18 protein-coding genes are annotated in these 24404 nt (G+C 69.3%); 8 read left to right on the top strand and 10 right to left on the bottom strand.

The annotated features are described in order from the left end of the window. Positions 1-7: 7 nt before the first annotated feature. Positions 8-1495, top strand: coding sequence for a 4-alpha-glucanotransferase (malQ, locus tag EOE66_RS09340; RefSeq protein ID WP_128228966.1), 1488 nt, complete (start codon positions 8-10; stop codon positions 1493-1495). A 58-nt stretch (positions 1496-1553) separates the two neighbouring features. On the opposite strand, the gene lpdA is transcribed toward malQ, so the two are convergent. The 3 genes from lpdA to aceE are packed head-to-tail and all read right to left on the bottom strand — an operon-like array spanning position 1554 to position 7752. After that, a complete protein-coding gene (lpdA, locus tag EOE66_RS09335) occupies positions 1554-3335 on the bottom strand; it encodes a dihydrolipoyl dehydrogenase (protein WP_128228435.1) in 1782 nt (593 codons plus the stop codon). Positions 3336-3345: 10 nt separating this feature from the next. Then, a complete protein-coding gene (gene aceF, locus EOE66_RS09330) occupies positions 3346-5010 on the bottom strand; it encodes a dihydrolipoyllysine-residue acetyltransferase (protein WP_128228434.1) in 1665 nt (554 codons plus the stop codon). A 24-nt stretch (positions 5011-5034) separates the two neighbouring features. After that, positions 5035-7752: a pyruvate dehydrogenase (acetyl-transferring), homodimeric type gene (gene aceE, locus EOE66_RS09325; RefSeq protein WP_128228433.1), complete on the bottom strand. Its 2718-nt coding sequence runs from the start codon at positions 7750-7752 to the stop codon at positions 5035-5037. 190 nt (positions 7753-7942) lie between these two features. On the opposite strand from aceE, the gene EOE66_RS09320 reads away from it, so the two are divergent. The 5 genes from EOE66_RS09320 (at position 7943) to EOE66_RS09300 (ending at position 14774) form a co-directional block, all read left to right on the top strand. After that, positions 7943-10468 carry a PAS domain S-box protein gene (locus EOE66_RS09320; protein WP_128228432.1) on the top strand — a complete coding sequence of 842 codons (2526 nt, stop codon included), beginning with the start codon at positions 7943-7945 and terminating at the stop codon, positions 10466-10468. Between the two features lie 55 nt (positions 10469-10523). Continuing rightward, positions 10524-11147 (top strand): response regulator transcription factor, encoded by a 624-nt coding sequence (locus EOE66_RS09315; protein WP_054137630.1) that lies wholly within the window; start codon positions 10524-10526, stop codon positions 11145-11147. Positions 11148-11225: 78 nt separating this feature from the next. Beyond that, positions 11226-12077 carry a bifunctional methylenetetrahydrofolate dehydrogenase/methenyltetrahydrofolate cyclohydrolase FolD gene (gene folD, locus EOE66_RS09310; protein ID WP_128228431.1) on the top strand — a complete coding sequence of 284 codons (852 nt, stop codon included), beginning with the start codon at positions 11226-11228 and terminating at the stop codon, positions 12075-12077. 2 nt (positions 12078-12079) lie between these two features. Further along, positions 12080-14107, top strand: a complete 2028-nt coding sequence (locus EOE66_RS09305) for a M3 family metallopeptidase (RefSeq protein ID WP_375137469.1) — start codon at positions 12080-12082, stop codon at positions 14105-14107. Positions 14108-14168: 61 nt separating this feature from the next. Further along, on the top strand, positions 14169-14774 hold the full coding sequence (locus EOE66_RS09300; RefSeq protein WP_128228429.1) for a glutaredoxin family protein: 606 nt from the start codon (positions 14169-14171) through the stop codon (positions 14772-14774). Positions 14775-14805: 31 nt separating this feature from the next. On the opposite strand, the gene EOE66_RS09295 is transcribed toward EOE66_RS09300, so the two are convergent. The 6 genes from EOE66_RS09295 to EOE66_RS09270 are packed head-to-tail and all read right to left on the bottom strand — an operon-like array spanning position 14806 to position 20507. Beyond that, the gene (locus tag EOE66_RS09295; protein WP_128228428.1) at positions 14806-16002 is read right to left on the bottom strand and encodes an MFS transporter; all 1197 of its coding nucleotides are present in this window, start codon (positions 16000-16002) and stop codon (positions 14806-14808) included. Continuing rightward, positions 15995-17275 carry a DNA recombination protein RmuC gene (locus tag EOE66_RS09290; protein WP_128228427.1) on the bottom strand — a complete coding sequence of 427 codons (1281 nt, stop codon included), beginning with the start codon at positions 17273-17275 and terminating at the stop codon, positions 15995-15997. The genes EOE66_RS09295 and EOE66_RS09290 overlap by 8 nt, the downstream gene beginning before the upstream one ends. Then, positions 17275-18321, bottom strand: a complete 1047-nt coding sequence (locus EOE66_RS09285) for a 2-hydroxyacid dehydrogenase (RefSeq protein ID WP_375137474.1) — start codon at positions 18319-18321, stop codon at positions 17275-17277. The genes EOE66_RS09290 and EOE66_RS09285 overlap by 1 nt, the downstream gene beginning before the upstream one ends. Continuing rightward, a complete protein-coding gene (locus EOE66_RS09280; protein WP_128228425.1) occupies positions 18296-19027 on the bottom strand; it encodes a nitroreductase in 732 nt (243 codons plus the stop codon). Before EOE66_RS09280 ends, EOE66_RS09285 begins: the two co-directional genes overlap by 26 nt. Continuing rightward, a complete protein-coding gene (locus EOE66_RS09275) occupies positions 19024-19497 on the bottom strand; it encodes an acyl-CoA thioesterase (protein ID WP_128228424.1) in 474 nt (157 codons plus the stop codon). The genes EOE66_RS09280 and EOE66_RS09275 overlap by 4 nt, the downstream gene beginning before the upstream one ends. Then, positions 19494-20507, bottom strand: coding sequence for a histone deacetylase family protein (locus tag EOE66_RS09270; RefSeq protein WP_128228423.1), 1014 nt, complete (start codon positions 20505-20507; stop codon positions 19494-19496). The genes EOE66_RS09275 and EOE66_RS09270 overlap by 4 nt, the downstream gene beginning before the upstream one ends. Positions 20508-20666: 159 nt before the next feature. Here EOE66_RS09270 and EOE66_RS09265 point away from each other — a divergent pair, with 159 nt between their 5' ends. Beyond that, entirely contained in the window at positions 20667-21227 is a 561-nt protein-coding gene (locus EOE66_RS09265; protein WP_128228422.1) for a phasin family protein, read from the top strand. Between the two features lie 145 nt (positions 21228-21372). Here EOE66_RS09265 and EOE66_RS09260 read toward each other — a convergent pair whose 3' ends face one another. Continuing rightward, the gene (locus EOE66_RS09260) at positions 21373-22254 is read right to left on the bottom strand and encodes a patatin-like phospholipase family protein (RefSeq protein WP_128228421.1); all 882 of its coding nucleotides are present in this window, start codon (positions 22252-22254) and stop codon (positions 21373-21375) included. A gap of 401 nt (positions 22255-22655) precedes the next feature. Between EOE66_RS09260 and EOE66_RS09255 the strand changes: the two genes are divergently transcribed. Then, positions 22656-24392, top strand: coding sequence for a nitrite/sulfite reductase (locus tag EOE66_RS09255; RefSeq protein ID WP_128228420.1), 1737 nt, complete (start codon positions 22656-22658; stop codon positions 24390-24392). Positions 24393-24404 lie beyond the last annotated feature (12 nt).

Below are 24404 nucleotides of genomic sequence, written 5' to 3'. Positions count from 1 at the left end.
CACCACCATGCGCTTCCCACGCGCCAGCGGCGTGCTGCTGCACCCCACTTCCCTGCCCGGCCCCCACGGCTCGGGCGACCTCGGCCCCGAGGCCTACCACTTCGTCGACTGGCTGGTGGCCGGTGGCCAGAAGCTGTGGCAGGTACTGCCGCTGGCCGGCATCGGCCCGGGCAACTCGCCCTACATGAGCAATTCGGCCTTCGCCGGCAACGTGCTGCTCATCGACCTGGCCGAGTTGCACCAGCAAGGCTGGCTGGAGGCTGAAGAACTGGCGCCCACGCCCGGCCTGAGCGCCGAGGCCGTGGACTACGCCCACGTCCACCCCTTCCGCATGGAACGCCTGCACAAGGCCGCACTGCGTTTCGCGGCGGCCGGCACCGCAGCCCAGAGCGAAGACTTCGCGGCCTTCCGTGCTGCGAACGCGAACTGGCTGCCCGATTTCTCGCTCTTCATGAGCCTGTGCGAACACCTGCACTGGGCCGACTGGTGCACCTGGGAGCCGGCGCTGGTGAAGCGCGAGCCGGCCGCCCTGGCCGCCGCCCGCGCGCAGCACGCCGAGCGCGTGCATTTCTGGGAGTTCGCGCAATGGCGCTTCTTCCGCCAATGGGCGAAGCTGAAGGCCTACGCCAACGGCAAGGGCGTGCAGATCATCGGCGACACGCCGATCTTCATCGCCTACCTCAGCGCCGAGGTCTGGGCCAACCAGCACCTGTTCGAGCTGGACGCCCAGGGCCGCGCCACGGTGGTGGCCGGCGTGCCGCCGGACTTCTTCAGCGCCACCGGCCAACGCTGGGGCAACCCGCTGTACCGCTGGAGTGAACACGCGAAAGACGGCTACGCCTGGTGGGTGGAGCGCATCCGCCGCACCTTCGAGCTGGTGGACATCGTGCGCATCGACCACTTCCGCGGCTTCGCTGGTTACTGGGAGATCCCGGCCAGCGAACCCACGGCCGTCAAGGGCGCATGGAAGCCGGGCCCGGGCGAAGCGCTGTTCAAGGCCATCAGCCAGGCGCTGGGGCCGGTGCCCATCATCGCGGAAGACCTGGGCGTGATCACGCCCGACGTCGATGCGCTGCGCAAGAAGTTCAGCCTGCCGGGCATGCGCATCCTGCAGTTCGCCTTTGGCGGCGACGCCACCGACCGCTTCCTGCCGCACAACCACGAGCCCGACACCGTGGTCTACACCGGCACGCACGACAACGACACCGTGGCCGGCTGGTGGCACACCGCCACCGAGAAAGAGCGGCACTTCGCGCGCGGCTACCTCAACACCGATGGGCACGACATGGCCTGGACGCTGATCCGCGCCGCGATGGCCAGCGTGGCCGACACCGCCGTGCACCCCATGCAGGACGTGCTGGCCCTGCCCACCGAGTGCCGCATGAACTACCCGGGCCAGGAAAGCGGCTGGTGGGGCTGGCGCTTCCAGTGGAACCAGGTGCAGCCCTGGCATGCCGGGCGCCTGGCGGAATTGGGGCGGCTGTACGGCCGCTGAGGTGCCGCTGATCTGACGAGCCCGGCGGCACAGCCGCCGGGCCTGTGCTTCAGCTCACTCAGCGCCGCGCGGGCGGCAGGTCGGTGCAGCTGCCATGTGCCACTTCCGCGGCCATGCCGATGCTTTCGCCCAGCGTCGGGTGCGGGTGGATGGTCTTGCCGATGTCCACCGCGTCGGCGCCCATCTCGATGGCCAGGGCCACCTCGCCGATCATGTCGCCGGCATGCGTGCCGACGATGCCACCGCCCAGGATGCGGCCGTGGCCGTGGGCCTCGGGCGAATCGTCGAACAGCAGCTTGGTGAAGCCCTCGTCGCGGCCGTTGGCGATGGCGCGGCCGCTGGCCGTCCACGGGAACAGGCCCTTCTTGACCTTGATGCCCTTGGCCTTGGCCTCGTCTTCGGTCAGGCCCACCCAGGCGACTTCCGGATCGGTGTAGGCCACGCTGGGGATGACGCGCGCATCGAAGAGCGCCTTCTCGTCGCCTGCGGCCACCTCGGCAGCGACGTGACCCTCGTGCACCGCCTTGTGCGCCAGCATGGGCTGGCCGACGATGTCGCCGATGGCAAAGATGTGCGGCACGTTCGTGCGCATCTGTTGGTCCACCGGGATGAAGCCGCGCTCACCCACGATGACACCGGCCTTCTCGGCGCCTATCTTCTTGCCATTGGGCGTGCGGCCCACGGCCTGCAGCACCAGGTCGTAGAGGCCTTCGCTCTTGGTGCCGTCCAGGCCCTCGAACATCACGCGCACGCCCTCGGCCGTGGCTTCGGCGCCCACGGTCTTGGTCTTCAGCATCAGCTTGTCGAAGCGGTGGGCGTTCATCTTCTGCCACACCTTCACCAGGTCGCGGTCGGCGCCCTGCATCAGGCCGTCCATCATCTCCACCACGTCCAGGCGGGCGCCCAGCGTGCTGTAGACCGTGCCCATCTCCAGGCCGATGATGCCGCCGCCGATGACGAGCATGCGCTCGGGCTTTTGGCGCAGTTCCAGCGCGCCAGTGCTGGTGACGATGCGGGGGTCGTCCTTGGGCAGGAAGGGCAGCTTCACGGCCTCGGAGCCCGCGGCGATGATGGCCTTGGCGAACTTGATGACCTGCGTCTTGCCATCGGCCATCGCCACGCGCAGGTGGTGCGGGTCGGCGAACTCGGCCACGCCATGTACCACCGTGACCTTGCGCATCTTGGCCATCGCGGCCAGGCCGCCGGTGAGCTTGCCCACCACCTTGTTCTTGTGCGCCAGCAGCTTGCCGAGATCGACCTCGGGCTTGCCGAAGCTCACGCCGAGGTCGGCGAAGTGGTTCACCTCGTCCATCACCGCGGCCACGTGCAGCAGCGCCTTGCTGGGGATGCAGCCCACGTTCAGGCACACGCCGCCCAGCACCGGGAAGCGTTCGACGATCACGGTCTTCAGGCCGAGGTCGGCGCCGCGGAAGGCGGCCGAGTAGCCGCCGGGGCCGGCGCCGAGCACGAGCAAGTCGCACTCGAGGTCGGCGCCGCCGGCATGGCTGGCGGCGGCCGGAGCAGCCGCCGCAGGCGCGGGCGCCGGCGCAGCAACCGGCGCCGGGGCGGGAGTTGCAGGCGCAGGTGCCGGCGCAGCAGCGCCCGCCACGTCCAGCGTGAGGATCACGCTGCCCTGGTTGACCTTGTCACCCACGGCCACTTTCAGCGCCTGCACCACGCCGGCATGCGACGACGGGATCTCCATCGAGGCCTTGTCGCTCTCCACCGTCAGCAGGCTCTGTTCGGCCTTCACGGTGTCGCCCGGCTTGACCAGCACCTCGATGACGGCCACGTCCTTGAAGTCGCCGATGTCGGGCACGGCGATGTCGATGATGGGCATCGTCGGCTCCTTACAGCAGCACGCGGCGGAAGTCCGCCAGGATGGCGCCCAGGTAGGCGTTGAAGCGCGCCGCGGCCGCGCCGTCGATGACGCGGTGGTCCCAGCTCAGGCTCAGCGGCAGCATCAGGCGCGGCACGAACTGCTTGCCGTCCCACACCGGCTCCGTGCTGCTCTTGCACACGCCCAGGATGGCGACTTCCGGCGCGTTGATGATGGGCGTGAAGTAGCGCCCGCCGATGCCGCCCAGGCTGCTGATGCTGAAGCAGCCGCCGCTCATGTCGGCCGGCCCGAGCTTGCCCTCGCGCGCCTTGGCCGCGAGTTCGCTCATTTCCTTGCTGATCTGCAGCACGCCCTTCTTGTCGGCGTCCTTGATCACCGGCACCACCAGGCCGTTGGGCGTGTCGGCGGCAAAGCCGATGTGGAAGTAGTTCTTCAGGACGATCTGCTCGCCGTCCAGGCTGGCGTTGAACTCGGGGAACTTCTTCAGCGCCGAGACGCAGGCCTTGATGAGGAAGGCCAGCATCGTGACCTTCACGCCGCTCTTCTCGTTTTCCTTGTTCAGCTGGACGCGGAAGGCTTCGAGTTCGGTGATGTCGGCATCGTCGTGGTTGGTGACGTGCGGGATCAGCACCCAGTTGCGGTGCAGGTTGGCGCCGCTGATCTTCTTGATGCGGCTGAGGTCCTTGCGCTCGACCGGGCCGAACTTCGCGAAGTCGACCTTGGGCCAGGGCAGCAGGCCCGGGAAGGCCTCGCCACCGCCAGTGGCAGCCGATGCCGCCGGGGCCTTGGCCTTCTGCGCGGTGGTCTGCACCTCGCCGGCCATCACGCCCTTGACGAAGCCCTGCACGTCGCCTTGCGTGATACGGCCCTTGGGACCGCTGCCCTTCACCTCGGCCAGCGGCACGCCCAGTTCACGCGCCAGGCGGCGGATGGTGGGCGAGGCGTGCGGCAGCGTGGGACTGGGCGTGGTGGGTTGGTGCGCGGGCACGGCCGCGGCGGCGGGTGCAGGTGCTGCGGCGGCAGCGGCAGGCGCGGCCACGGGTGCGGCCACAGCTGCTGCAACAGGTGCAGCGGCAGGCGCGGGCGCAGCGCCGGCGGCCTGCAGCACGGCCAGCGCCGTGCCCTTGGCGACCTTGTCACCCACCTTCACCAGCAGGCTCTGCACGGTGCCGGCATGCGACGACGGGATCTCCATCGAGGCCTTGTCGCTCTCCACCGTGATGAGGCTCTGCTCCACCTTCACGGCGTCGCCGGGCTTCACGAAGACCTCGATCACGGTGACCGATTCGAAATCGCCGATGTCGGGCACCACCACCTGCACGGTGCCGCCGGCGGCAGCGGGCGCTGCAGCGGGTGCGGATGCCGGGGCAGCGGCAACAGGGGCCGGTGCCGATGCCGCTGGCGCAGCGGCAGGCGCCGGCGCAGGGGCCGCAGCCCCCACCGCTTCCACGCGCAGCACCAGCGAACCCTGGCTGACCTTGTCACCCAGCTTGGCCACGATCTCCGTCACCACGCCGGCGTGCGTGGACGGGATCTCCATCGAGGCCTTGTCGCTTTCCACCGTCAGCAGGCTCTGGTCGATCGCGATCGTGTCGCCCGGCTTGACCATCACCTCGATGACTTCCACATCCTTGAAGTCGCCGATGTCGGGCACCTTCACTTCGACCACAGCCATGGTCTGTCTCCTGTCTTGTTGAGCTTACGCGTAGAGCGGGTTGAGCTTGTCGGCGTCGATGCCGTACTTGGCGATGGCCTCGGCCACCTTGGCCAGCGGCACGGTGCCTTCGTCGGCCAGCGCGCGCAGCGCCGCCACCACGATGTAGTGGCGGTTGACCTCGAAGTGCTCACGCAGCTTGCTGCGGAAATCGCTGCGGCCGAAGCCGTCGGTGCCCAGCACGCGGTAGGCGCGGCCCTTGGGGATGAAGGGGCGGATCTGCTCGGCGTAGGCCTTCATGTAGTCGGTGGAAGCCACCACCGGCCCGGCGTGCGGCGTGAGCTGCTGCGTCACGAAAGGCACGCGCGGCGTCTCCAGCGGGTGCAGCAGGTTCCAGCGGTCGCAGTCCTGCCCGTCACGCGTGAGCTCGTTGAAGCTCGGGCAGCTCCAGAGGTTGGCGGCCACGCCCCAGTCGGCTTCGAGCAGCTGCTTGGCGGCCATGCTTTCGCGCAGGATGGTGCCGCTGCCCAGCAGGTTGACGCGCGGGGTTTTCTTCGCGCCTTCTTCCAGCAGGTACATGCCCTTGATGATCTGCTCTTCCGTGCCGGCCTTCAGGCCTGGCATCGGGTAGTTCTCGTTGAGCAGCGTCAGGTAGTAGAAGACGTTGTCCTGCTTCTCCACCATGCGCTTCAGGCCGTGGTGGATGATCACCGCCACCTCGTGCGCGAAGGTCGGGTCGTAGCTGATGCAGTTCGGGATGGTGCCGGCCAGGATGTGGCTGTGGCCGTCTTCGTGCTGCAGGCCTTCGCCGTTCAGCGTGGTGCGGCCGCTGGTGCCGCCGAGCAGGAAGCCACGCGCCTGCATGTCGCCCGCCGCCCAGGCCAGGTCGCCGATGCGCTGGAAGCCGAACATCGAGTAGTAGATGTAGAACGGCACCATGATGCGGTTGTTCGTCGAGTACGACGTCGCGGCCGCGATCCAACTGCTCATGCCGCCGGCTTCGTTGATGCCTTCCTGCAGGATCTGGCCGTTGACCGTCTCCTTGTAGTACATCACCTGGTCTTTATCGACCGGCGTGTACTTCTGGCCTTCCGGGTTGTAGATGCCGATCTGGCGGAACAGGCCTTCCATGCCGAAGGTGCGCGCCTCGTCCACCAGGATGGGCACCACACGCGGGCCCAGGGCTTGGTCACGCAGCAACTGCGTCAGGAAGCGCACGTAGGCCTGCGTGGTGCTGATCTCGCGGCCTTCGGCGGTGGGCTCCAGCACGCTCTTGAAGGTCTCGAGTGCCGGCACCGTGAAGCTCTCGTCGCTCTTCACGCGGCGCTTGGGCAGGTAGCCGCCCAGAGCCTTGCGGCGCTCGTGCAGGTACTTCATCTCCGGCGTGTCGTCGGCCGGCTTGTAGAAGGGGATCTTCGGCAGGTCGGCGTCGCTGATGGGGATGTTGAAGCGGTCGCGCATGAAGCGCACGTCGTCGTCCGTCAGCTTCTTGGCCTGGTGCGCGGTGTTCTTGCCCTCGCCGGCATTGCCCATGCCCCAGCCCTTGACGGTTTTCACCAGCAGCACGGTGGGCACGCCCTTGGCGTTGTTGGCCTTGTGGAAGGCGGCGTAGACCTTCTGCGCGTCGTGCCCGCCGCGACGCAGGTTCCAGATGTCCTGGTCGGACATCTTGGCCACCATCTCCAGCGTGCGCGGGTCGCGGCCGAAGAAGTTCTTGCGGACGAAGGCACCGTCGTTGGCCTTGAAGGCCTGGTAGTCGCCGTCCAGCGTGTCCATCATGATCTTGCGCAGGGCGCCGTCCTTGTCGCGCGCCAGCAGGGCGTCCCACTCCTTGCCCCAGATCAGCTTGATGACGTCCCAGCCGGCGCCGCGGAACTCGCCTTCCAGCTCTTGAATGATCTTGCCGTTGCCGCGCACCGGGCCGTCCAGGCGCTGCAGGTTGCAGTTCACGACGAAGACCAGGTTGTCGAGCTTCTCGCGCGCGGCCAGGCCGATGGCGCCCAGGCTCTCGGGCTCGTCCATCTCGCCGTCACCGCAGAACACCCAGACCTTTCGGTTGCTGGTGTCGGCAATACCGCGGGCGTGCAGGTACTTCAGGAAGCGCGCCTGGTAGATGGCCATCAAGGGCCCCAGGCCCATGCTGACGGTTGGGAACTGCCAGAACTCGGGCATCAGCTTGGGGTGCGGGTAGCTGCTCAGGCCCTTGCCGTCCACCTCTTGGCGGAAGTTGAGCATCTGCTCTTCGGTCAGCCGGCCTTCCAGGAAGGCGCGGGCGTAGATGCCGGGGCTGCAATGGCCCTGGATGTAGAGCAGGTCGCCGCCATGGCCTTCGCTCTCGGCATGCCAGAAGTGGTTGAAGCCGGCCGCGAACATGTGCGCCAGGCTGGCAAAGCTGCTGATGTGGCCGCCGAGGTCGCCGCCATCGGCCGGGTGCAGGCGGTTGGCCTTCACCACCAGGGCCATGGCGTTCCAGCGCATGTAGGCGCGCAGGCGGCCTTCCAGTTCCAGGTTGCCCGGGCTGCGCTCTTCTTCTTCGGGCTCGATGGTGTTGACGTAGCCCGTGTTGGCAGAGAACGGCATGTCGATGCCGCTCTGGCGCGAATGCTCGAGCAACTGCTCCAGCAGGAAGTGCGCGCGCTCGGCCCCTTCCGCGCCGATCACCGCCGTCATGGCATCCAGCCACTCGCGCGTTTCCTGGGGGTCGGTGTCGTGGGCGCTGTTCGCGGCGGCGTGGCCGAGGAAGGACTCCGGCAGAGCGGACATGCTTGTCTCCTAGGGGGGTGTTTTTGCGATCGGGCGCGAGTTTGTCACAGCTCGCCGGAATTTCAAACAGTGGATATTCGTTCCGTAATGTGGAATTCGATGAGCGCGGGACGCCTGCGCCCGATAATCCGCGGCGATGCCGCAACCACCCGTCATGCCGCCAGTGCCGCCCACCGACGGCGGACCCCAGATGTCCGTCCCGCTGCCGGCCGCCAAGCGCTTGTTCGGCCGCTGGTGGCGAAGCCAGTCGCCGGCGCGGCAGGACCGCTTTGCCACCCTGGGGCCGCTGCTGTCGGTGCTGCTCTTCCTGGCGGCCATCATTTCGGCCTTCTGGTACCTGCGCAATGAGGAAATCGAGCGCGAGATCGAGTCCGTCAAGCGCGACACCGAACTCACGCAGCAGCAGGTCGGCCTGCGCCTCATCCAGAACCAGGAGGCGCTGATCCGCATGGCGCGCGACATGGTCGAGCGCGATGCCGACCCCGAGGAATTCGTCGCCCAGGCCGTGGCATTCGCGCGCGAGCGGCCCGAACTCACGCACCTGAGCTGGGTGGACGCGCGCCGCCGCGTGCGCGCCAGCCACTGGGCGATGCTGTACCACCCCACCCCCAGCGGCGCTCAGGCCGAGCCCCTGCTGCCGGTGGAAAGCCGCGTCAACGAGCCCGAGACCACCTTCCGCGCTGCGCGCGACAGCCGCTCGCCGGTCTACTCACGCAGCTTCGTCGACACCACGGGCGCACCGGTCTTCCAGCTGCAGGTGCCACTGGTGCAGCGCAATGCCTTCAACGGCGTGCTCATCGTCGAGTACTCCATCGACGCGCTGGTGCGCCATTTCGTGCCGGCCGATGTCGCGCAGCGCCACCTGATGTCGGTGCTGGACGAGCAGGAGAAGGTGCTCGCCGCCACCGTCACCACGACGCCGGGGCAATCGAGCCGGCGGGCACTGATCGTGAGCGACGCCCCGCTCACGCCGGCCCTCAACGGCCTGCTGCTCCGAGGGCAGGGCTGGCGCACCAGCATCGGCCTCGTCAACAACACGCTGTTCTGGATGGTGGTGGCGCTGTCGGTCTTGACGGTGTGGATGCTGCTGGGCACCTGGCGCCACGTGCGCCGCCGCAGCCAGATCCAGGGCGCGCTGGTGCAGGAGACCAACTTCCGCCGCGCGATGGAAAACAGCATGCCCACAGGCATGCGCGCGATGGACATGGAAGGCCGCGTCACCTACGTCAACGCCGCCTTCTGCCAGATGACGGGCTTCTCCAACGCCGAGCTCGTGGGCCGCCTGCCGCCCTACCCCTACTGGCCACCCGACCGCATCGACGAGAACCACCGCCTGCTGCAGCAGGAGCTGCAGGGCCGCAGCCCCAGCGGCGGCATCGAGGTGCGCCTGATGCGCAAGGACGGCAGCGTCTTCGACGCGCGCATGTACATCAGCCCGCTGATCGACCCCAAGGGCCAGCAGACCGGCTGGATGACCAGCATCACCAACATCACCGAGGCCAAGCGCATCCGCGACCAGCTCAGTGCCAGCCACGAGCGTTTCACCACCGTGCTGGAGGGCCTGGACGCCAGCGTCAGCGTGCTCTCGGTGCAGCAGGGTGAGCTGCTGTTCGTGAACCGCAGCTACCGGCTGTGGTTCGGCGGCGATGCGGTGGGCCACCAGCAGCTGGCCGGCGGCGCGGCCGGCACCACGCCCTTCGTGGCCGACGCCGAGGATGACAACGACCCGCTCTCCGGGCTGCCGACGCAGGAACTCACCGAGACCGGCGCGAACCCGCGCGAGGTGTTCGTGGAAAGCCTGCAGAAGTGGTTCGACGTGCGCGCGCGCTACCTGCAGTGGACCGACGGGCGCCTGGCGCAGATGCTGATCGCCACCGACATCACCGCCCGCCTGCGCGCGGAAGAGCAGGCCGCGGCCCAGGCCGAAAAGGCGCAGGTGACCAGCCGCCTCGTCACCATGGGCGAGATGGCCAGCTCGGTGGCCCACGAGCTGAACCAGCCCTTGACCGCCATCACCAACTACTGCAACGGCATGGTCAGCCGCGTGAAGGCCGAGTCCATCGCGCAGGACGACCTCATCGCCGCACTGCAGAAGACGGCGCGCCAGGCCGAGCGGGCCGGGCAGATCATCCACCGCATCCGCAACTTCGTGAAACGCAGCGAGCCGCAGCGCCAGCCGGCCGAGGCGCGGCAGATCGTCGAAGACGCGGTGGAACTCGCGGGCATCGAACTGCGGCGGCGCAATGTCGCCATCCACACCTACGTGGCGCAGCGCCTGCCCATCATCATGGCCGACCCCATCCTCATCGAGCAGGTGCTGCTGAACCTGCTGAAGAACGCGGCCGAGGCCATCGACAGCGCGCAACTGCCCACGCAGCGCCGCCACATCGAGCTGCGCGTGGTGCCGCGCCACACCCCCGAAGAAGGCGGTGTCATCGAGTTCAGCGTCACCGACATGGGCCCGGGCATCAAGGACGAGGTCATCGGCCGACTTTACGAAGCCTTCTTCAGCACCAAGGCCGAAGGCCTGGGCATCGGCCTGAGCCTGTGCCGCAGCATCATCGAGAGCCACCGCGGCCGGATGCGGGCACAGAACCTCTACAATGGCCAGCAGGCCGTGGGGTGCCGTTTTGCCTTCACCCTGCCTGTGGAAACCACGGTGCGCATCGATGCCACCGCCACACCGGCCGAAGGTGAAACGACGCCCTCCGCCTGAGCCCTGCACCCTCCCCACCCTTCTTCAAGCGCGTTACAACGCTGCCGCCGACTCCATGAGCCTGATCCCCAAGAAGGGCACTGTCTACGTCGTCGATGACGACGAGGCCGTGCGCGATTCCCTGCAGTGGTTGCTGGAAGGCAAGGACTACCGCGTCAAGTGCTTCGATTCGGCAGAGAGCTTCCTCTCGCGCTTCGACCCGCGCGAGGTGGCCTGCCTGATCGCCGACATCCGCATGGACGGCATGAGCGGCCTGGAACTGCAAGACCGCCTGCTCGAACGCAAGAGCCCGCTGCCGGTGGTCTTCATCACCGGCCACGGCGACGTGCCCATGGCCGTAACGACCATGAAGAAGGGCGCGATGGACTTCATCGAGAAGCCCTTCAAGGAAGAAGAACTGCTGGGCCTGGTGGAGCGCATGCTCGACCAGGCGCGCAGTGCCTTCAGCCAGCACCAGGAACAGGCCAGCCGCGACGCCCTGCTCTCGCGCCTGACCACGCGCGAGGCGCAGGTGCTGGAGCGCATCGTCGCCGGCCGCCTGAACAAGCAGATCGCCGACGACCTGGGCATCAGCATCAAGACGGTGGAGGCGCACCGCGCCAACATCATGGAAAAGCTCAACGCCAACACCGTGGCCGACCTGCTGAAGATCGCCCTCGGGGCCCAGCAGAAGGCCTGAGCCCTTTCTCCGTTCGACAAGGCCGCTGCAACAGCGGCCTTTTTTGTTGACCCGCTCAGTTCCCAAGGAACGAACGCCATGACCGCCCAGATCCTCGACGGCACCGCCCTTTCGCAAACCCTGCGCGCCGAGGTCGCCACGCGCGCCGCCGCCCTCACCGCGCGTGGCCGCCAGCCCGGGCTGGCCGTCATCCTGGTGGGCGACGACCCGGCCAGCGCGGTCTACGTGCGCAACAAGGTCAAGGCCTGCGCCGACCACGGACTGCACTCGGTGCTGGAGAAGTACGAGGCCACGCTGAGCGAGGAAGCGCTGCTCGCGCGCATCGCGGCGCTGAACGCTGACCCGGCCATCCACGGCATCCTGGTGCAGATGCCGCTGCCCAAGCACATCGACCCGCACAAGGTCATCGAGGCCATTGCCACCGCAAAGGATGTCGACGGCTTTTCCGTGCACAGCGCCGGCACGCTGATGACGGGCCTGCCCGGCCTGCGCCCGGCCACGCCCTACGGCTGCATGAAGCTGATCGAGCGCAGCGGCATCGCGCTCAAGGGCAAACACGCCGTCGTCATCGGGCGCAGCAACACGGTGGGCAAGCCCATGGCGCTGCTGCTGCTGCAGGCCAACGCCACCGTCACCGTGTGCCACAGCGGCACCCCAGACCTGGCACGCCACACGCGTGAGGCCGACGTGGTGGTGGTGGCGGTGGGCCGGCGCAACACGCTGACGGCCGACATGGTCAAGCCCGGTGCCGTCATCGTCGACGTGGGCATGAACCGCAATGACGAAGGCAAGCTCTGTGGCGACGTGGACTTCGCCGCCGTGCGAGAAGCGCTGGGTCCGCAAGGCTTCATCACCCCGGTGCCCGGTGGCGTGGGGCCGATGACCATCACCATGCTGCTCGTGAACACCCTGCAGGCCGCCGAGGCATGACCATGAATGACGTCCTGAATCCGCTGTTGGACAGCGCCGAACTGCCGGCCTTCGACCGCATCCGCCCCGAGCATGTGGGCCCCGCGGTGGACACACTGCTGGCCGACGCCGAAGCTGCGCTGGAGCGCGCCGTCGGCCCCGACGTGCCGGCCGACCACGACACCTTGGCGCTGCTGCTCGACGTGCCCGTGGAGCGCCTGCGTCGCGCCTGGGCGCACGTGAACCACCTGCAAGCCGTGGCCGACAGCGCGGCGCTGCGCGAGGCGCATGCGCAGGCGCTGCCGCACATCGTCGACTTCACAACGCGCCTTGGCGCCGACCACCGCCTGTATGCCAAGTACAAGGCCATCGCCGCCAGCCCGGCGGCCGAGCGCCTGAGCCCGGTACAGCGCAAGGCGCTGGCCGACACCCTTCGCGACTTCGTGCTTGGCGGCGCCGAACTCCAGGGCGCGGCACGTGAGCGCCATGCCGCCATCCAGGACCGCATGGCCGCCCTGGGCAAGACCTTCGGCGACCGCTCGCTCGATGCCACCGACGCCTTCCGCCTGGTGGTGCCCGAAGAGCGTCTGGCCGGCGTGCCGGCCGATGTGATCGAGGCTGCGAGCACGGCTGCGGCCGAGGCCGGTCAGCAGGGCTGCCTGCTGACGTTGCAGATCCCCTGCTACCTGCCGGTGCTGCAGTTCGCACAAGACCGCGCGCTGCGCGAGCAGCTCTTCCGGGCCTACAACACGCGTGCCAGCGAACTGGGCCCGGCCGAGTTCGACAACACCGGCGTGATGGCCGAGATGCTGGCCTTGCGTGCCGAAGAGGCCGCGCTGCTGGGCCATGCCAGCTATGCCGAGATGGCGCTGGTGCCGAAGATGGCGCGCACACCCGACGAGGTGCTGGCCTTCGTGCGCCAGCTGGCGGCGCGCGCGCGGCCCAGCGCCGAGCGTGAACTGGCCGAGATGCGCGAGTTCGCCGCCGCCGAGCTCGGCATCGCCGACCTGCAGGCCTGGGACCGCTACTTCGTGGCCGAGAAGCTGAAGCAAGCGCGCTACGCCTTCAGCAGCCAGGAGGTGAAGCAGTACTTCACCGAACCCACCGTGCTGAAGGGCCTGTTCGGCCTGATCGAGACGCTGTTCGAGGTGGCCATCCGCCCCGACGACGCGCCGGTGTGGCACGAGTCGGTGCGCTTCTTCCGCGTCTGGCGGGGCAGCAAGCCGGTGGCGGCGTTTTATCTGGACCCGTACGCGCGCGCCGGCAAACAGTCGGGCGCGTGGATGGACGACAGCCGCAGCCGCTGGCGCCGCCCCGAAGGCGGCCTGCAACTGCCGGTGGCGCATCTGGTGTGCAACTACGCCGCGCCGGTGGGTGAGCAGCCCGCGCGGCTGACGCACCAGGACGTGGTGACCCTGTTCCACGAGTTCGGCCACGGCCTGCACCACATGCTGACGCAGGTGGACGAGCTCTCGGTGGCCGGCATCTCCGGTGTGGAAGGCGACGCGGTCGAACTGCCCAGCCAGTTCATGGAGAACTTCTGCTGGGAATGGGAAGTGCTGCAGCGTCTGACCGCCCATGTGGACACTGGCGAGCCGCTGCCGCGTGCCCTTTTCGAACGCATGCGTGCGGCACGCAACTTCCAGAAGGGCCTGCAGCTGCTGCGCCAGTGCGAATACGCGCTCTTCGACATGCGCGTGCACACCGAGTCCGGCAGCGCCACACGCGCGATGGCGGTCTGCGAGGAGGTCAACGCCGAGGTGCAGCCGGAGCGCGCGCCCGACTTCGCCCGCTACCCGTGCACCTTCGGCCACCTCTTCGACGGCGGCTACGCCGCCGGTTACTACGGTTACGCCTGGGCCGAGGTGCTCTCGGCCGACGCCTACGGCGCCTTTGAAGAGGCCGGTGTGTTCGACCCTGCCACCGGGCGGCGCTTCCGGGAGCAGATCCTCGAGGTCGGTGGCAGCCGCCCGGCGCTGGAGAGCTTTCGCGCCTTCCGCGGCCGTGAACCGCGTCTCGATGCACTGCTGCGGCACCAGGGCCTGGCTTGAGATCGGCCGGGGCGTCGGCTAGATTCAGGCACTTCCCCAAAGGGCGCCCCGCGCACATGCCATGAAGCTTTCACTGTTTGCCGTGCTGGCCCTGGCCACCGCACCCGCACTGGCGCAGTACAAGGTGGTGGCGCCCGATGGCAGCGTCACCTACACCGACCGGCCGCCGCCCGCGGCCGCGAACGTCAGCGTCACGGCCATCGGCCGCAACGCACCGCCCTCGGCCAGCGGGGGCGACCCCAGCCTGCCGCTGGAATTGCGCCAGGCTGCCGCCCGTTACCCCGTCACGCTCTACACCGCAGCCGATTGCCCGCCCTGCGACAGCGGCCGCAAGCTGCTGCAACAGCGCGGCATCCCCTACAGCGAACGGCGTGTCACCAGCGATGAAGATGCTCAGGCGCTGGAGCGCCTGGTGGGCGGCCGCACGGTGCCCTCGCTGACCATCGGCGCGCAGCCGCTGCGAGGTTTCAATGACAGCGACTGGTCTGGCTTCCTGGATGCCGCCGGCTACCCCAAGGAATCCAAGCTGCCGCGCAACTGGCCCACACCCACGGCCACGCCGCTGGTGGAACGCGCCGCAGCCGCCACGCCGGCGCCGGCACGCGCCCCCGCCCAGCCCGAGATCCGCAGCCCCGAGCCGCCGCCGGCCAACGCGCCGCGCTTCTGAAGCCCGCGGCCCGGGCTGCGTTCAGCCCGGTTCAGCCCGGCACAGGCGCCATGCGCCGCGTGAGCCATGAACCGGCGCCCACCGCGCCGCCCACCACCCAGAACAGCGCGCCCGCGCCCACCAGCGCACCGGCCGCGCCGAAGGCCAGCGGCATCAGCGTGCTGCTGGCGTTGATCGCCATCGAGCGGAAGGCCAGCGCCTCGCCGTGGCGGTTGTCGGGCGTGATGTGGTGCAGCATCGACATCACCATGGGCTGCACGCTGCCCAGGCTGATGCCCAGCAGCACCGCCAGGGCACCCATCACCAGCGGGTTGGGCGCAAACGGGTAGAGCACGAAGACAAAGCCCGCCGCCACCATGGCCGAGCGCAGCACCGTGCGTTCGCTCAGCCGGTGCGCCATGAAGGGGATGAGCAGGCGGATGCCGGTGACGGCCAGCGTGAAGGTGCCCAGGATCAGACCGATGGTGCTGGCGCTGAAGCCGCGCTCGTGGCCCAGCACGGGCACGGCGAAGGTGTGCACGTCCCAGCAGGTGGCCAGCAACCAGTTCACCACCAGCAGGCGCTTCATGCCCGGGGCTTTCAGGATGTCCCAGGCGCGGCGGCCGGCCACCGCGGCGGCGGTGCCCGCGGGGGCCAGGCGCGGCACCAGGCGGGCCGAGGCGATGCTCACCAGCGGCATCAGCAGCAGCACCGCATAGGCCGCGCGGTAGCCCCAGGCATCGATGACGAAGCCGGTGAGCACCGGGCCCAGCACGTTGGAGAAGCTCGGCGCGATGCCCAGCCAGCTGAAGACGCGCACCCGCTCGACGTTGTCTCGCGCGGCCACGCCGCCGGTGCGCTGGATGGTCAGCATGCCGACATTGGTGCCGCCGCCCGTGAACAGCGCGCCGCCGCACAGCAGCGCGAACTGCAGCGGCCCGCTGACCCAGGTGCTCAGCAGCGCCAGCAGGCAACCCAGCAAGGTCAGCCCCACGGCCCAGGCCACGGGGCGGTGGTAGCCGTGGCGGTCGGCCAGGCGGCCGGCGTGCAAAGCGGTGAACACCGCCGCTGCGGCAAACAAGGCCAGCAGCAGGCCCACGCTCCAGGCGCTGTAGCCCTGGCTCAGCGTCTGCAGCGGAGCGGCCAGGCGCAAACCGGCCATGGCCGAGTGCATCCCCAGCTGACCGGCGATCAGCGCGGCCAGCACCGGCGCGCTGCCGGCGCTGCGTTGGGCGTGGGGTTCAGGCATCGGGGTCGGCGGCGGGGTCGGCAGAAGGCGGCGCGCCCAGCGCGGGCAGCAGGCGGGTCACCTGGTTGTCGGGCAGCGCTTCCACGTTCTTGAGCTGGCGCGCCATGGCGCGCGTGCGCACGGCGGCGGCGTCCAGCGTGTCGGTGGCTTCGCCGAGCTTCTTCTTCATCTTGTCGAGCACGTCGCCGAACTTGCCGAACTCGGTCTTCACCGCACCCAGCACCTCCCAGACCTCGGCCGAGCGTTTTTCGAGTGCCAGCGTGCGAAAGCCCATCTGCAGGCTGTTCAGCAGCGCCAGCAACGTGGTGGGGCCGGCCAGCATGACCTTGTGCTCGCGCTGCAGCGCCTCGGCCAGGCCGGGGCGGCGAAGCGCTTCGGCATACAGGCCTTCGGAAGGCAGGAAGAGGATGGCGAAGTCGGTGGTGTGCGGGGGCGCGAGGTACTTCTCGCGGATGCTGCGCGCCTCCAGCCGGAGCCGGGTTTCGATGCCCTTGGCCGCGGCTTCCACGGCGGCGGGGTCGGCGCGGTCCTGCGCGTCGAGCAGGCGCTCGTGGTCTTCACGCGGGAACTTCGCGTCGATGGGCAGCCACAGCGGCGCGCCGTCGGCACGCTGCCCCGGCAGGCGCAGCGCGAACTCCACGCGCTCGTTGCTGCCGGGCACCGTGGCCACGTTGGCCGCGTACTGCTCGGGCGTGAACACCTGTTCCAGCAGGCCGGCCAGCTGCAGCTCACCGAAGATGCCGCGCGTCTTCACGTTGTTCAGCACGCGGTGCAGCGAGCCCACGTCGCGCGCCAGGCCCTGCATCTCGCCCAGGCCCAGGTGCACCTGCTCCAGGCGCTCGGCCACCTGCTTGAAGCTTTCGCCCAGGCGCTGTTCCAGCGTGGCGTGCAGCTTCTCGTCGACCGTGGCGCGCATTTGCTCGAGCTTCTTCTCGTTGCCTTCCTGCAGCGCGGCCAGGCGCTGCTCCACCGTGCCGCGCACCTCGGCCAGGCGGCGGTCGTTGGCGGCGCCCAGGGCGCGCAGCTGTTCGGCCAGGGTCTCGATCTGCGTGCGCGCGGTTTCACCGGCCTGCGCCAGCACCAGCTGCTGGAAGCGCGCCAAGTCGGCCCGCGTGGCCTGGCCCTGGCGGGCGAGTTCGTCGCGCAGTTCGCGTTCCAGACGTTCAGCGTGGCTGGCGCTGCGGTCTTCGGTGCGGCGCAGCAGCAAGGCCACGACGAACACCAGGTTCAGCGCCAGCATCGCCAGCGCGGCATAGGCCAGCCAGGACGGCATCAGGCGCGCGGCGTGAAGGGCCCGGCGTTGATGGGCGTGAGCGGCGCGGCGCCGCGGCCCAGCACGGCGATCAGGTTGTCGGCCGCCAGCTGCGCCATCGCCCGGCGCGTGGCGACGGTGGCACTGGCGATGTGGGGCGTGAGCACGACGTTGGGCACCGTCAGCAGCGCGGGGTTCAGCGCCGGCTCGCCTTCGAAGACATCCAGCCCCGCCGCGGCGATGCGCCCGGCGCGCAGCGCCTCGGCCAAAGCCGCGTCGTCGACGATACCGCCGCGCGCGATGTTGGTGAGCGTGGCCGTCGGCTTCATCTGCGCGATCTCGGCCGCGGCGATGCAGTGGTGGTTCTCGGGCGTGTAGGGCAGCACCAGCACCAGGTGGTCGGCCTGCGCCAGCAGCGTGGCCTTGTCCACCCAGGTGGCGCCCACCGCGGCCTCGGTCTCGGCCGGCAGCCGGCTGCGGTTGTGATAGACCACCTTCATGCCGAAGCCGTGGTGGCCGCGCTTGGCAATCGCCTGGCCGATGCGGCCCATGCCCAGGATCCCCAGCGTGCTGCCATGCACATCACCGCCGGCGAACATGTCGTAGGCCCACTTCTTCCACTCGCCGCGGCGCAGGAAATGTTCGCTCTCGGCCATGCGGCGCGCCGCGGCCATCATCAGCGCGAAGCCGAAATCGGCCGTGCTTTCGGTCAGCACATCGGGCGTGTTGGTGGCCCACACGCCGGCGGCGTTGAAGGCCGCGATGTCGAAGTTGTTGTAGCCCACGGCCATGTTGGCCACGATGCGCAGCTGCGGGTTGGCGGCCAGCACCTCGCCGTCGACGCGGTCGCCGCCGGTGGTGAAGGCGCCTGCCTTGCCTTGCAGGCGCTGCGTGAGCTCGGCCTTGCTGTAGATGACATCGTCGGGGTTGTGCTCGACCTCGAAGTGCTCGCGCAGCTGCTCGACGATCTCAGGGAAGACCGCGCGGGCGATCAGGATGGCGGGGCGTGGGGCGCTCATGGGCAGGGCTTTCGAAAGTGAATCACTCATGGAAGTGCGTGAAGCCAGCCACCGGCTCGCGCTCGGTGATCAGCGTGTTCTCCACCGCCGCCGGGTCGGCGTGGCCCAGCGACATGCCGCAGACCAGCATCTGCGATTCGGGCAGCGCCAGGTGGCGCGCGATGACGCGGTGGAACTGCGTGAAGGCGGCCTGCGGGCAGGTGTCCAGGCCCCGCGCACGCGCGGCCACCATCACGTTCTGCAGGAACATGCCGTAGTCGAGCCAGCTGCCCTGGCGCATGACACGGTCGATGGTGAACATCAGGCCCACGGGCGCACCGAAGAAGGCGTAGTTGCGGCCGTGCTGGGCATGCATGCGCGCCTTGTCGGCCTTGCCGATGCCCAGCAGCGAATAGAGGTCCCAGCCCACCTTGCGGCGGCGGTCGATGTAGGGGCTGACCCATTCGGTGGGGTAGTAGGCGTACTCCTCGCTGTGCGTGGCGCGCTCTTCCGGGTTGTCGTGCACGGCCAGGATGTCGCGCGACAGCGCCGCGAGCTTCTCGCCTGTCAGCACGTGCACCTGCCAGGGCTGGGTGTTGGTGCCCGAGGGCGCGCGCGAGGCCAGCGCGAGGATGTCTTCGATCACGGCACGCGGCACCGGCGTGGGCAGGAAAGCGCGGATGGAGCGGCGCGACAGCAGCGCAGCGTCCACCGCGGCGGTGGTGGCGGGTGTGACAGGCGCGGCCAATGCGTCGGCAACGGTGGGCAGGCTCATGCGGGGCTTTCAGCAGCAGGGGTGGGAAGGCACAGCGGCGCGAGCACGGCGCGCAGCTTTTCGGGCAGCGGCACCGGGCGGCGCGTGGCGCGGTCGACGTAGACATGAACAAAACTGCCCAGCGCCGCACACAGCGGCGCGTCGTCGGCGAACAGGCCGAGTTCGTAGCTCACGCTGCTGCCGCCCAGCCGCGCCACGCGCAGGCCCACCTGCACGGCCTGCGGGAAGCCGACGCTCTCGAAGTAATGGCACTGCGTGTGCACGACGAGGCCGATGACCTCGCCACCGTGGATGTCCAGCGCGCCGGCTTCGATCAGCGTGCGGTTCACCGCGGTGTCGAAGCAGCTGTAGTAAACGACGTTGTTGAGGTGGCCGTAAACATCGTTGTCCATCCAGCGCGTGGTGATAGGCTGGAACAGCGGGAAGTGCGAACGCGGCGGGGCCTGCGGGCGGGGCGGGGTCGTGCTCATCGTGCGGCCGATTCTTCCACCGCGGCCACTGGCGGCCTGTCGCCCACGCGCCCCGGCCAGCCTTGCCAGGTGTGCCAGGCCAGTTCCAGCGTGCGGCGCTGGATCTCGACGGTGGTGAGGATGTCGCGCCCATAACCGCCGGCCATGCTCAGCGCCACCGGGATGCCGCGCTCGCGCAGCGCGGCCAGCACACGCCGGTCGCGCTCGGCCAGGCCCTCGGCCGTGATCTTCAGGCGGCCCAGGCGGTCGTTCTCGTGCGGGTCGGCGCCGGCCAGGTAGAAGGCCAGGCCGGGCGGGTTGCTGCCGTGCTGCGAGAAGGCCTGAGCGAGCGCGCTGTCCAGCGCCGCCAGGTACTCGTCATCGCGGCAGCCGTCGAGAAGTTCGACGTCCAGGTCGCTGGCTTCCTTGCGGAAGGGGAAGTTGCGCGCGCCGTGCAGGCTGAGGGTGAAGACGCTCTCGTCGTCACGGAAGATGCTGGCAGTGCCGTTGCCCTGGTGCACGTCGAGGTCGATGACCATCACGCGCAGCAGACGCCGGGCGCCCTGCGCGGGCCGGCGGTGCCACTCGGCCTGCATCAGCCGCGCGGCCACCGCCACATCGTTGAAGACGCAGTAGCCCGAGCCCTTGTGCGCGTAAGCGTGGTGCGTGCCGCCGGCGAGGTTGGCCGCCACGCCCTCGCCACCCCGGCCGTCGGTGCCGAACAAGGCCGCGCGGGCGGCCTGGATGGTGGCGCCCACCGAGCGCCGCGCGCGCGCCACCATGCGCTCCGACCACGGAAAGCCGATCTCGCGCTGCTGCGCCGCCGTCGTCGTGCCCTCGGCCACCGCCGCGATCCACGCGGGCTCGTGCGCCAGCGCCAGCTCGCCATCGGTGGCGGGCTCGGCCTCGTTCAGCCGCACCCCCGGCAACGTGGCCTGCACCGCATCGCGCAGCAGGCGGTACTTCGGCATCGGGAAGCTGTGACCCTCGGGCAAGGGCAGAACGAACTGGTCGGAGTGGAAGGCGAGCACGGCCTGCGATTCTAGGAAGCGACCCCTAGATTGCTGCACCGCAACAAAAAGCGCTTGCAAACCCCGGGACGACCCCTATACTTCTGTTCATGTTGCAGCGCAGCAAATCGGTTCCCAAGCGCGGCAAGGTTTCCTAAACCCACTCCCAGGAGCGTCACCATGACCACGACTTTCACCCCCGACCAGTTCGTCGCTGCCCAGAAGGCCACCCTCGAAACCCTGTTCGGCCTGACCCACAAGGCTTTCGAAGGCGTCGAGAAGCTTGTCGAGCTGAACCTGCAGGTCGCCAAGACCACGCTGGCCGAAGCCGCCGAGACCACCAGCGCCGCCTTGTCCGTCAAGGACGTGCAGGAACTGCTGAACCTGCAGGCCAGCCTGCTGCAACCGGCCGCCGAGAAGGCCGCCAGCTACAGCCGCCACGTCTACGAGATCGTCGCCGGCGCCAACGCCGAAGCCACCAAGGTGGCCGAAGCCCAAATCGCCGACAGCCAGAAGAAGGTCCTGGCCCTGGTGGACACCGCCGTCAAGAATGCCCCGGCCGGCTCGGAAAGCGCCGTCGCCGTGCTGAAGTCGGCCGTGTCGGCCGCCAACAACGCCTTCGAGTCAGTGCAGAAGGCCGCCAAGCAGGCCACCGAAGTGGCCGAAGCCAACTTCACCACGCTGACCAACAGCGCCGTGAAGGCCACGCAGACCGCGACGAAGTCGAAGAAGGCTGCCTGAACCACAGGGCCCGGCGGCGGCGCGGAACTTTTCGCGCGCCGCCCGGCTCTACACCCGGCCTGGGGGACTTCCAACCCCGGGTCTCTCGTGTGGAAGGTTGTCTTGGGCCCGGTGGTGACACCGGGCCTTTTCTTTTCCTGGCGCGTCAGTCGGGCCGGCCCCCGCGGGCCGTGAACGCGGCTATGCGGGCCCGCAGCGCCGGCAAGGCCTTCAGCGCTGCCTCGCGCCCGGCGATGATGGCGCGGCGCCGGGCCGTGAAGTCGGCACTGCCCACACCGGCCAAGGCCGGGCGCAGCACGAGATCGGCCTCGCGCAGCTCGAAGCTGTTGATGCTCTTGCTCATGATGGCGAAGGTCTGCAGCAGCATCTTCATCGCGTCGCCCGTGGCCTGGCCCTCGGGCGGGCTGGAGATGTCGACGGCCAGCACCAGGTCGGCGCCCATCTGGCGCGCGTAGCGCACGGGCACGGGCGAAACCAGGCCGCCGTCCACGTACTCGCGGTTGCCGATCTTCACCGGCTGGAAGACGGCCGGCACCGCGCTGCTGGCCCGCACCGCCACGCCCGTGTCTCCGCGCTGGAAGAGCACGCCCGCGCCGGTGTCCAGGTCGGTGGCCACGATGCCCAGCGGCAGCTTCATCTGCTCGATGGCCAGGCCGGCGGTCTGTTCGCGCACGTAGCGCGCCAGCGCCTCGCCGCGGATGAGCCCGCGGCCCGGGAAGGCCCAGTCGGTGATGGCGCCCTCGTCCATGGTCTGCGCCAGCGTGCCCATCTGCATGCCGTTTTTGCCCGAGGCGTAGAGCGCCGCCACCAGGCTGCCCGCGGAGGTGCCCACCACCAGCGCGGGGCGGATGCCGTTCTCTTCCAGCACCTGGATGACGCCGATGTGCGCGAAGCCGCGTGCGGCGCCCCCGCCCAAGGCCAAGCCGATGCGCGGCGGGCGCGGTGCCGGGGCCGCCGCCGCGGGGGGGCCGGCAGCCGCTGGCGGCGCCGGCACGGGGCTGGGCGCCGACGCTTCGGTTGCGGTCACGGGCGCAGGCACGACCGGCGGCGCGGCGGGGGGCGTGGCAAGTGGCGGAGCAGGCGCAGCAGACACGGCGGGTGCACCGGCAGCCGTCACTGGCGGCACGACCGGCGGCAGGCTCTGGCAGCCCGCCAGCGCCAACAAGCTGGCCGCCGCCAGCGCACGCCGGGCGACAAGGCACAAGGAACTCAAGTCCAGCATCGCTTGAAAAGACCCAAAAGTTATATAGAACGCACTTGTTTGTAGTTCACAGATATATCCGGGTTTCCTACAGTCCACCCTTCCGCTCCAGACCGAACGGCCGGCGCCCCGTGCTTTTCCCCGCCATCATCGCCGCCTTTCGCGCCGCCCCCGAGATCGGGATCGCGCCGCGGCCGCACCGGACTGACAGCCCGACCTGAGACCCCATGTACCGCTACACCGATTTCGACCGCTACTTCGTGCGCGCCCGTGCCGCCCAGTATCGCGACCAGCTGCAGCGCCACCTGGCCGGCGAACTGCCCGACGACGAGTTCCGCCCGCTGCGCCTGCAGAACGGCTGGTACGTGCAGCGCCACGCGCCCATGCTGCGCGTGGCCGTGCCCTACGGCGAACTCAGCAGCCGCCAGCTGCGCCAGCTGGCGCGCATCGCGCGTGAGTTCGACTTGCAAGACACCGGCCTGCCCACCGAGCGCGGCGGCTTCGGCCACTTCACCACGCGCCAGAACCTGCAGTTCAACTGGATCCCGCTGGCGCGCAGCGCCGACGTGATGGACCTGCTGGCCGAGGTGGACATGCACGGCATCCAGACCAGCGGCAACTGCATCCGCAACATCACCACCGACGCGCTGGCCGGCATCGCCCCCGACGAGGTGGTGGACCCGCGGCCCTATTGCGAGATCCTGCGCCAGTGGAGCACCCTGCACCCGGAGTTCGCCTTCCTGCCGCGCAAGTTCAAGATCGCCGTGACGGGCGCGCGTGAAGACCGCGCCGCCACCGCCTGGCACGACATCGGCCTGACGCTGGTGAAGAACGCCGCCGGCGAGGTGGGCTTCAGCGTGGCTGTGGGCGGTGGCATGGGCCGCACGCCGGTGATCGCGACGCCCTTCAGCGCCTTCGTGCCCTGGCAGCAGATCCTCGTCTACATCGAGGCCATCGTTCGCGTCTACAACCTCTACGGGCGCCGCGACAACATGTACAAGGCGCGCATCAAGATCCTGGTGAAGGCCGAGGGGCAGAAGTTCGTCGATGCCGTGCAGCGCGAGTTCGAAGCCCTGGTGGCCGACCCCGCCACCAGCTTCATCCCACAGGCCGAACTGGAACGCGTGGCGGCCGGCTTCGTCAGCCCGGTGCACGCCACGGCCGAGACCGTGATCGACACCGCCGCCGAACCGCTGCGCGAGCCGGCCTACACCCGCTGGCTGCAGCGCAACGTGCACGCGCACCGGCTGCCGGGCTACCGCGCGGTGACGCTCTCTCTCAAGCGCGCCGGCCTGCCGCCGGGCGACGTCACCGCCGACCAGATGGACGCCGCCGCCGAACTGGCCGAGCACTACAGCCAGGGCGAGCTGCGCGTCACGCACGACCAGAACCTGCTGCTGCCCTGGGTGCACCAGAACGACCTGCACGGCCTGTGGGTGGCCGCCCGCGCTTTAGGCCTGGCCACACCCAACATCGGCCTGCTGACGGACATGATCGCCTGCCCCGGCGGCGACCTCTGCGCGCTGGCCAACGCCCGCAGCATCCCCGTGGCGGCGGCGCTCACCGAGCGCTTCAGCGACCTGGACGAACTGCACGACATCGGCGACATCGACCTGCACATCAGCGGCTGCATCAACAGCTGCGGCCACCACCACAGCGGGCACATCGGCATCCTCGGCGTCGACAAGGACGGCAGCGAGTGGTACCAGGTGACGGTGGCCGGTGCCGACGGCAGCACGCTCAGCGGCGCGGCCGTGGCCGGCAAGGTGATCGGCCCCAGCTTCGCGGCGGACGAGGTGCCCGATGTCATCGAGGCCGTGATCGGCGTCTACCTGCAGCAGCGCCAGAGCGGCGAGCATTTCGTCGACACCGCGCGGCGCCTGGGTGCCCTGCCCTTCCGCCAGGCAGCCGACGCCGTGCGCCGCAGCACGGCCGCCCCAGCGGCTGCCGACGCCACGGCCTGAACCACCGATCGC

The organism is Rubrivivax rivuli, from assembly GCF_004016505.1.
In the GTDB taxonomy this organism is placed as follows: domain Bacteria; phylum Pseudomonadota; class Gammaproteobacteria; order Burkholderiales; family Burkholderiaceae_C; genus Rubrivivax; species Rubrivivax rivuli.
The sequence above is the reverse complement of the archived record's forward strand: the minus strand, read 5'-3'. Positions and strand labels throughout refer to the sequence as shown.

Coding starts and splice junctions, on each gene's coding strand:
- malQ (WP_128228966.1), top strand. CDS start 8: ATGCGCTTCCCACGCGCCAGCGGCGTGCTGCTGCACCCCACTTCCCTG.
- lpdA (WP_128228435.1), bottom strand. CDS start 3,335: ATGCCCATCATCGACATCGCCGTGCCCGACATCGGCGACTTCAAGGAC.
- aceF (WP_128228434.1), bottom strand. CDS start 5,010: ATGGCTGTGGTCGAAGTGAAGGTGCCCGACATCGGCGACTTCAAGGAT.
- aceE (WP_128228433.1), bottom strand. CDS start 7,752: ATGTCCGCTCTGCCGGAGTCCTTCCTCGGCCACGCCGCCGCGAACAGC.
- EOE66_RS09320 (WP_128228432.1), top strand. CDS start 7,943: ATGTCCGTCCCGCTGCCGGCCGCCAAGCGCTTGTTCGGCCGCTGGTGG.
- EOE66_RS09315 (WP_054137630.1), top strand. CDS start 10,524: ATGAGCCTGATCCCCAAGAAGGGCACTGTCTACGTCGTCGATGACGAC.
- folD (WP_128228431.1), top strand. CDS start 11,226: ATGACCGCCCAGATCCTCGACGGCACCGCCCTTTCGCAAACCCTGCGC.
- EOE66_RS09305 (WP_375137469.1), top strand. CDS start 12,080: ATGAATGACGTCCTGAATCCGCTGTTGGACAGCGCCGAACTGCCGGCC.
- EOE66_RS09300 (WP_128228429.1), top strand. CDS start 14,169: ATGAAGCTTTCACTGTTTGCCGTGCTGGCCCTGGCCACCGCACCCGCA.
- EOE66_RS09295 (WP_128228428.1), bottom strand. CDS start 16,002: ATGCCTGAACCCCACGCCCAACGCAGCGCCGGCAGCGCGCCGGTGCTG.
- EOE66_RS09290 (WP_128228427.1), bottom strand. CDS start 17,275: ATGCCGTCCTGGCTGGCCTATGCCGCGCTGGCGATGCTGGCGCTGAAC.
- EOE66_RS09280 (WP_128228425.1), bottom strand. CDS start 19,027: ATGAGCCTGCCCACCGTTGCCGACGCATTGGCCGCGCCTGTCACACCC.
- EOE66_RS09275 (WP_128228424.1), bottom strand. CDS start 19,497: ATGAGCACGACCCCGCCCCGCCCGCAGGCCCCGCCGCGTTCGCACTTC.
- EOE66_RS09265 (WP_128228422.1), top strand. CDS start 20,667: ATGACCACGACTTTCACCCCCGACCAGTTCGTCGCTGCCCAGAAGGCC.
- EOE66_RS09255 (WP_128228420.1), top strand. CDS start 22,656: ATGTACCGCTACACCGATTTCGACCGCTACTTCGTGCGCGCCCGTGCC.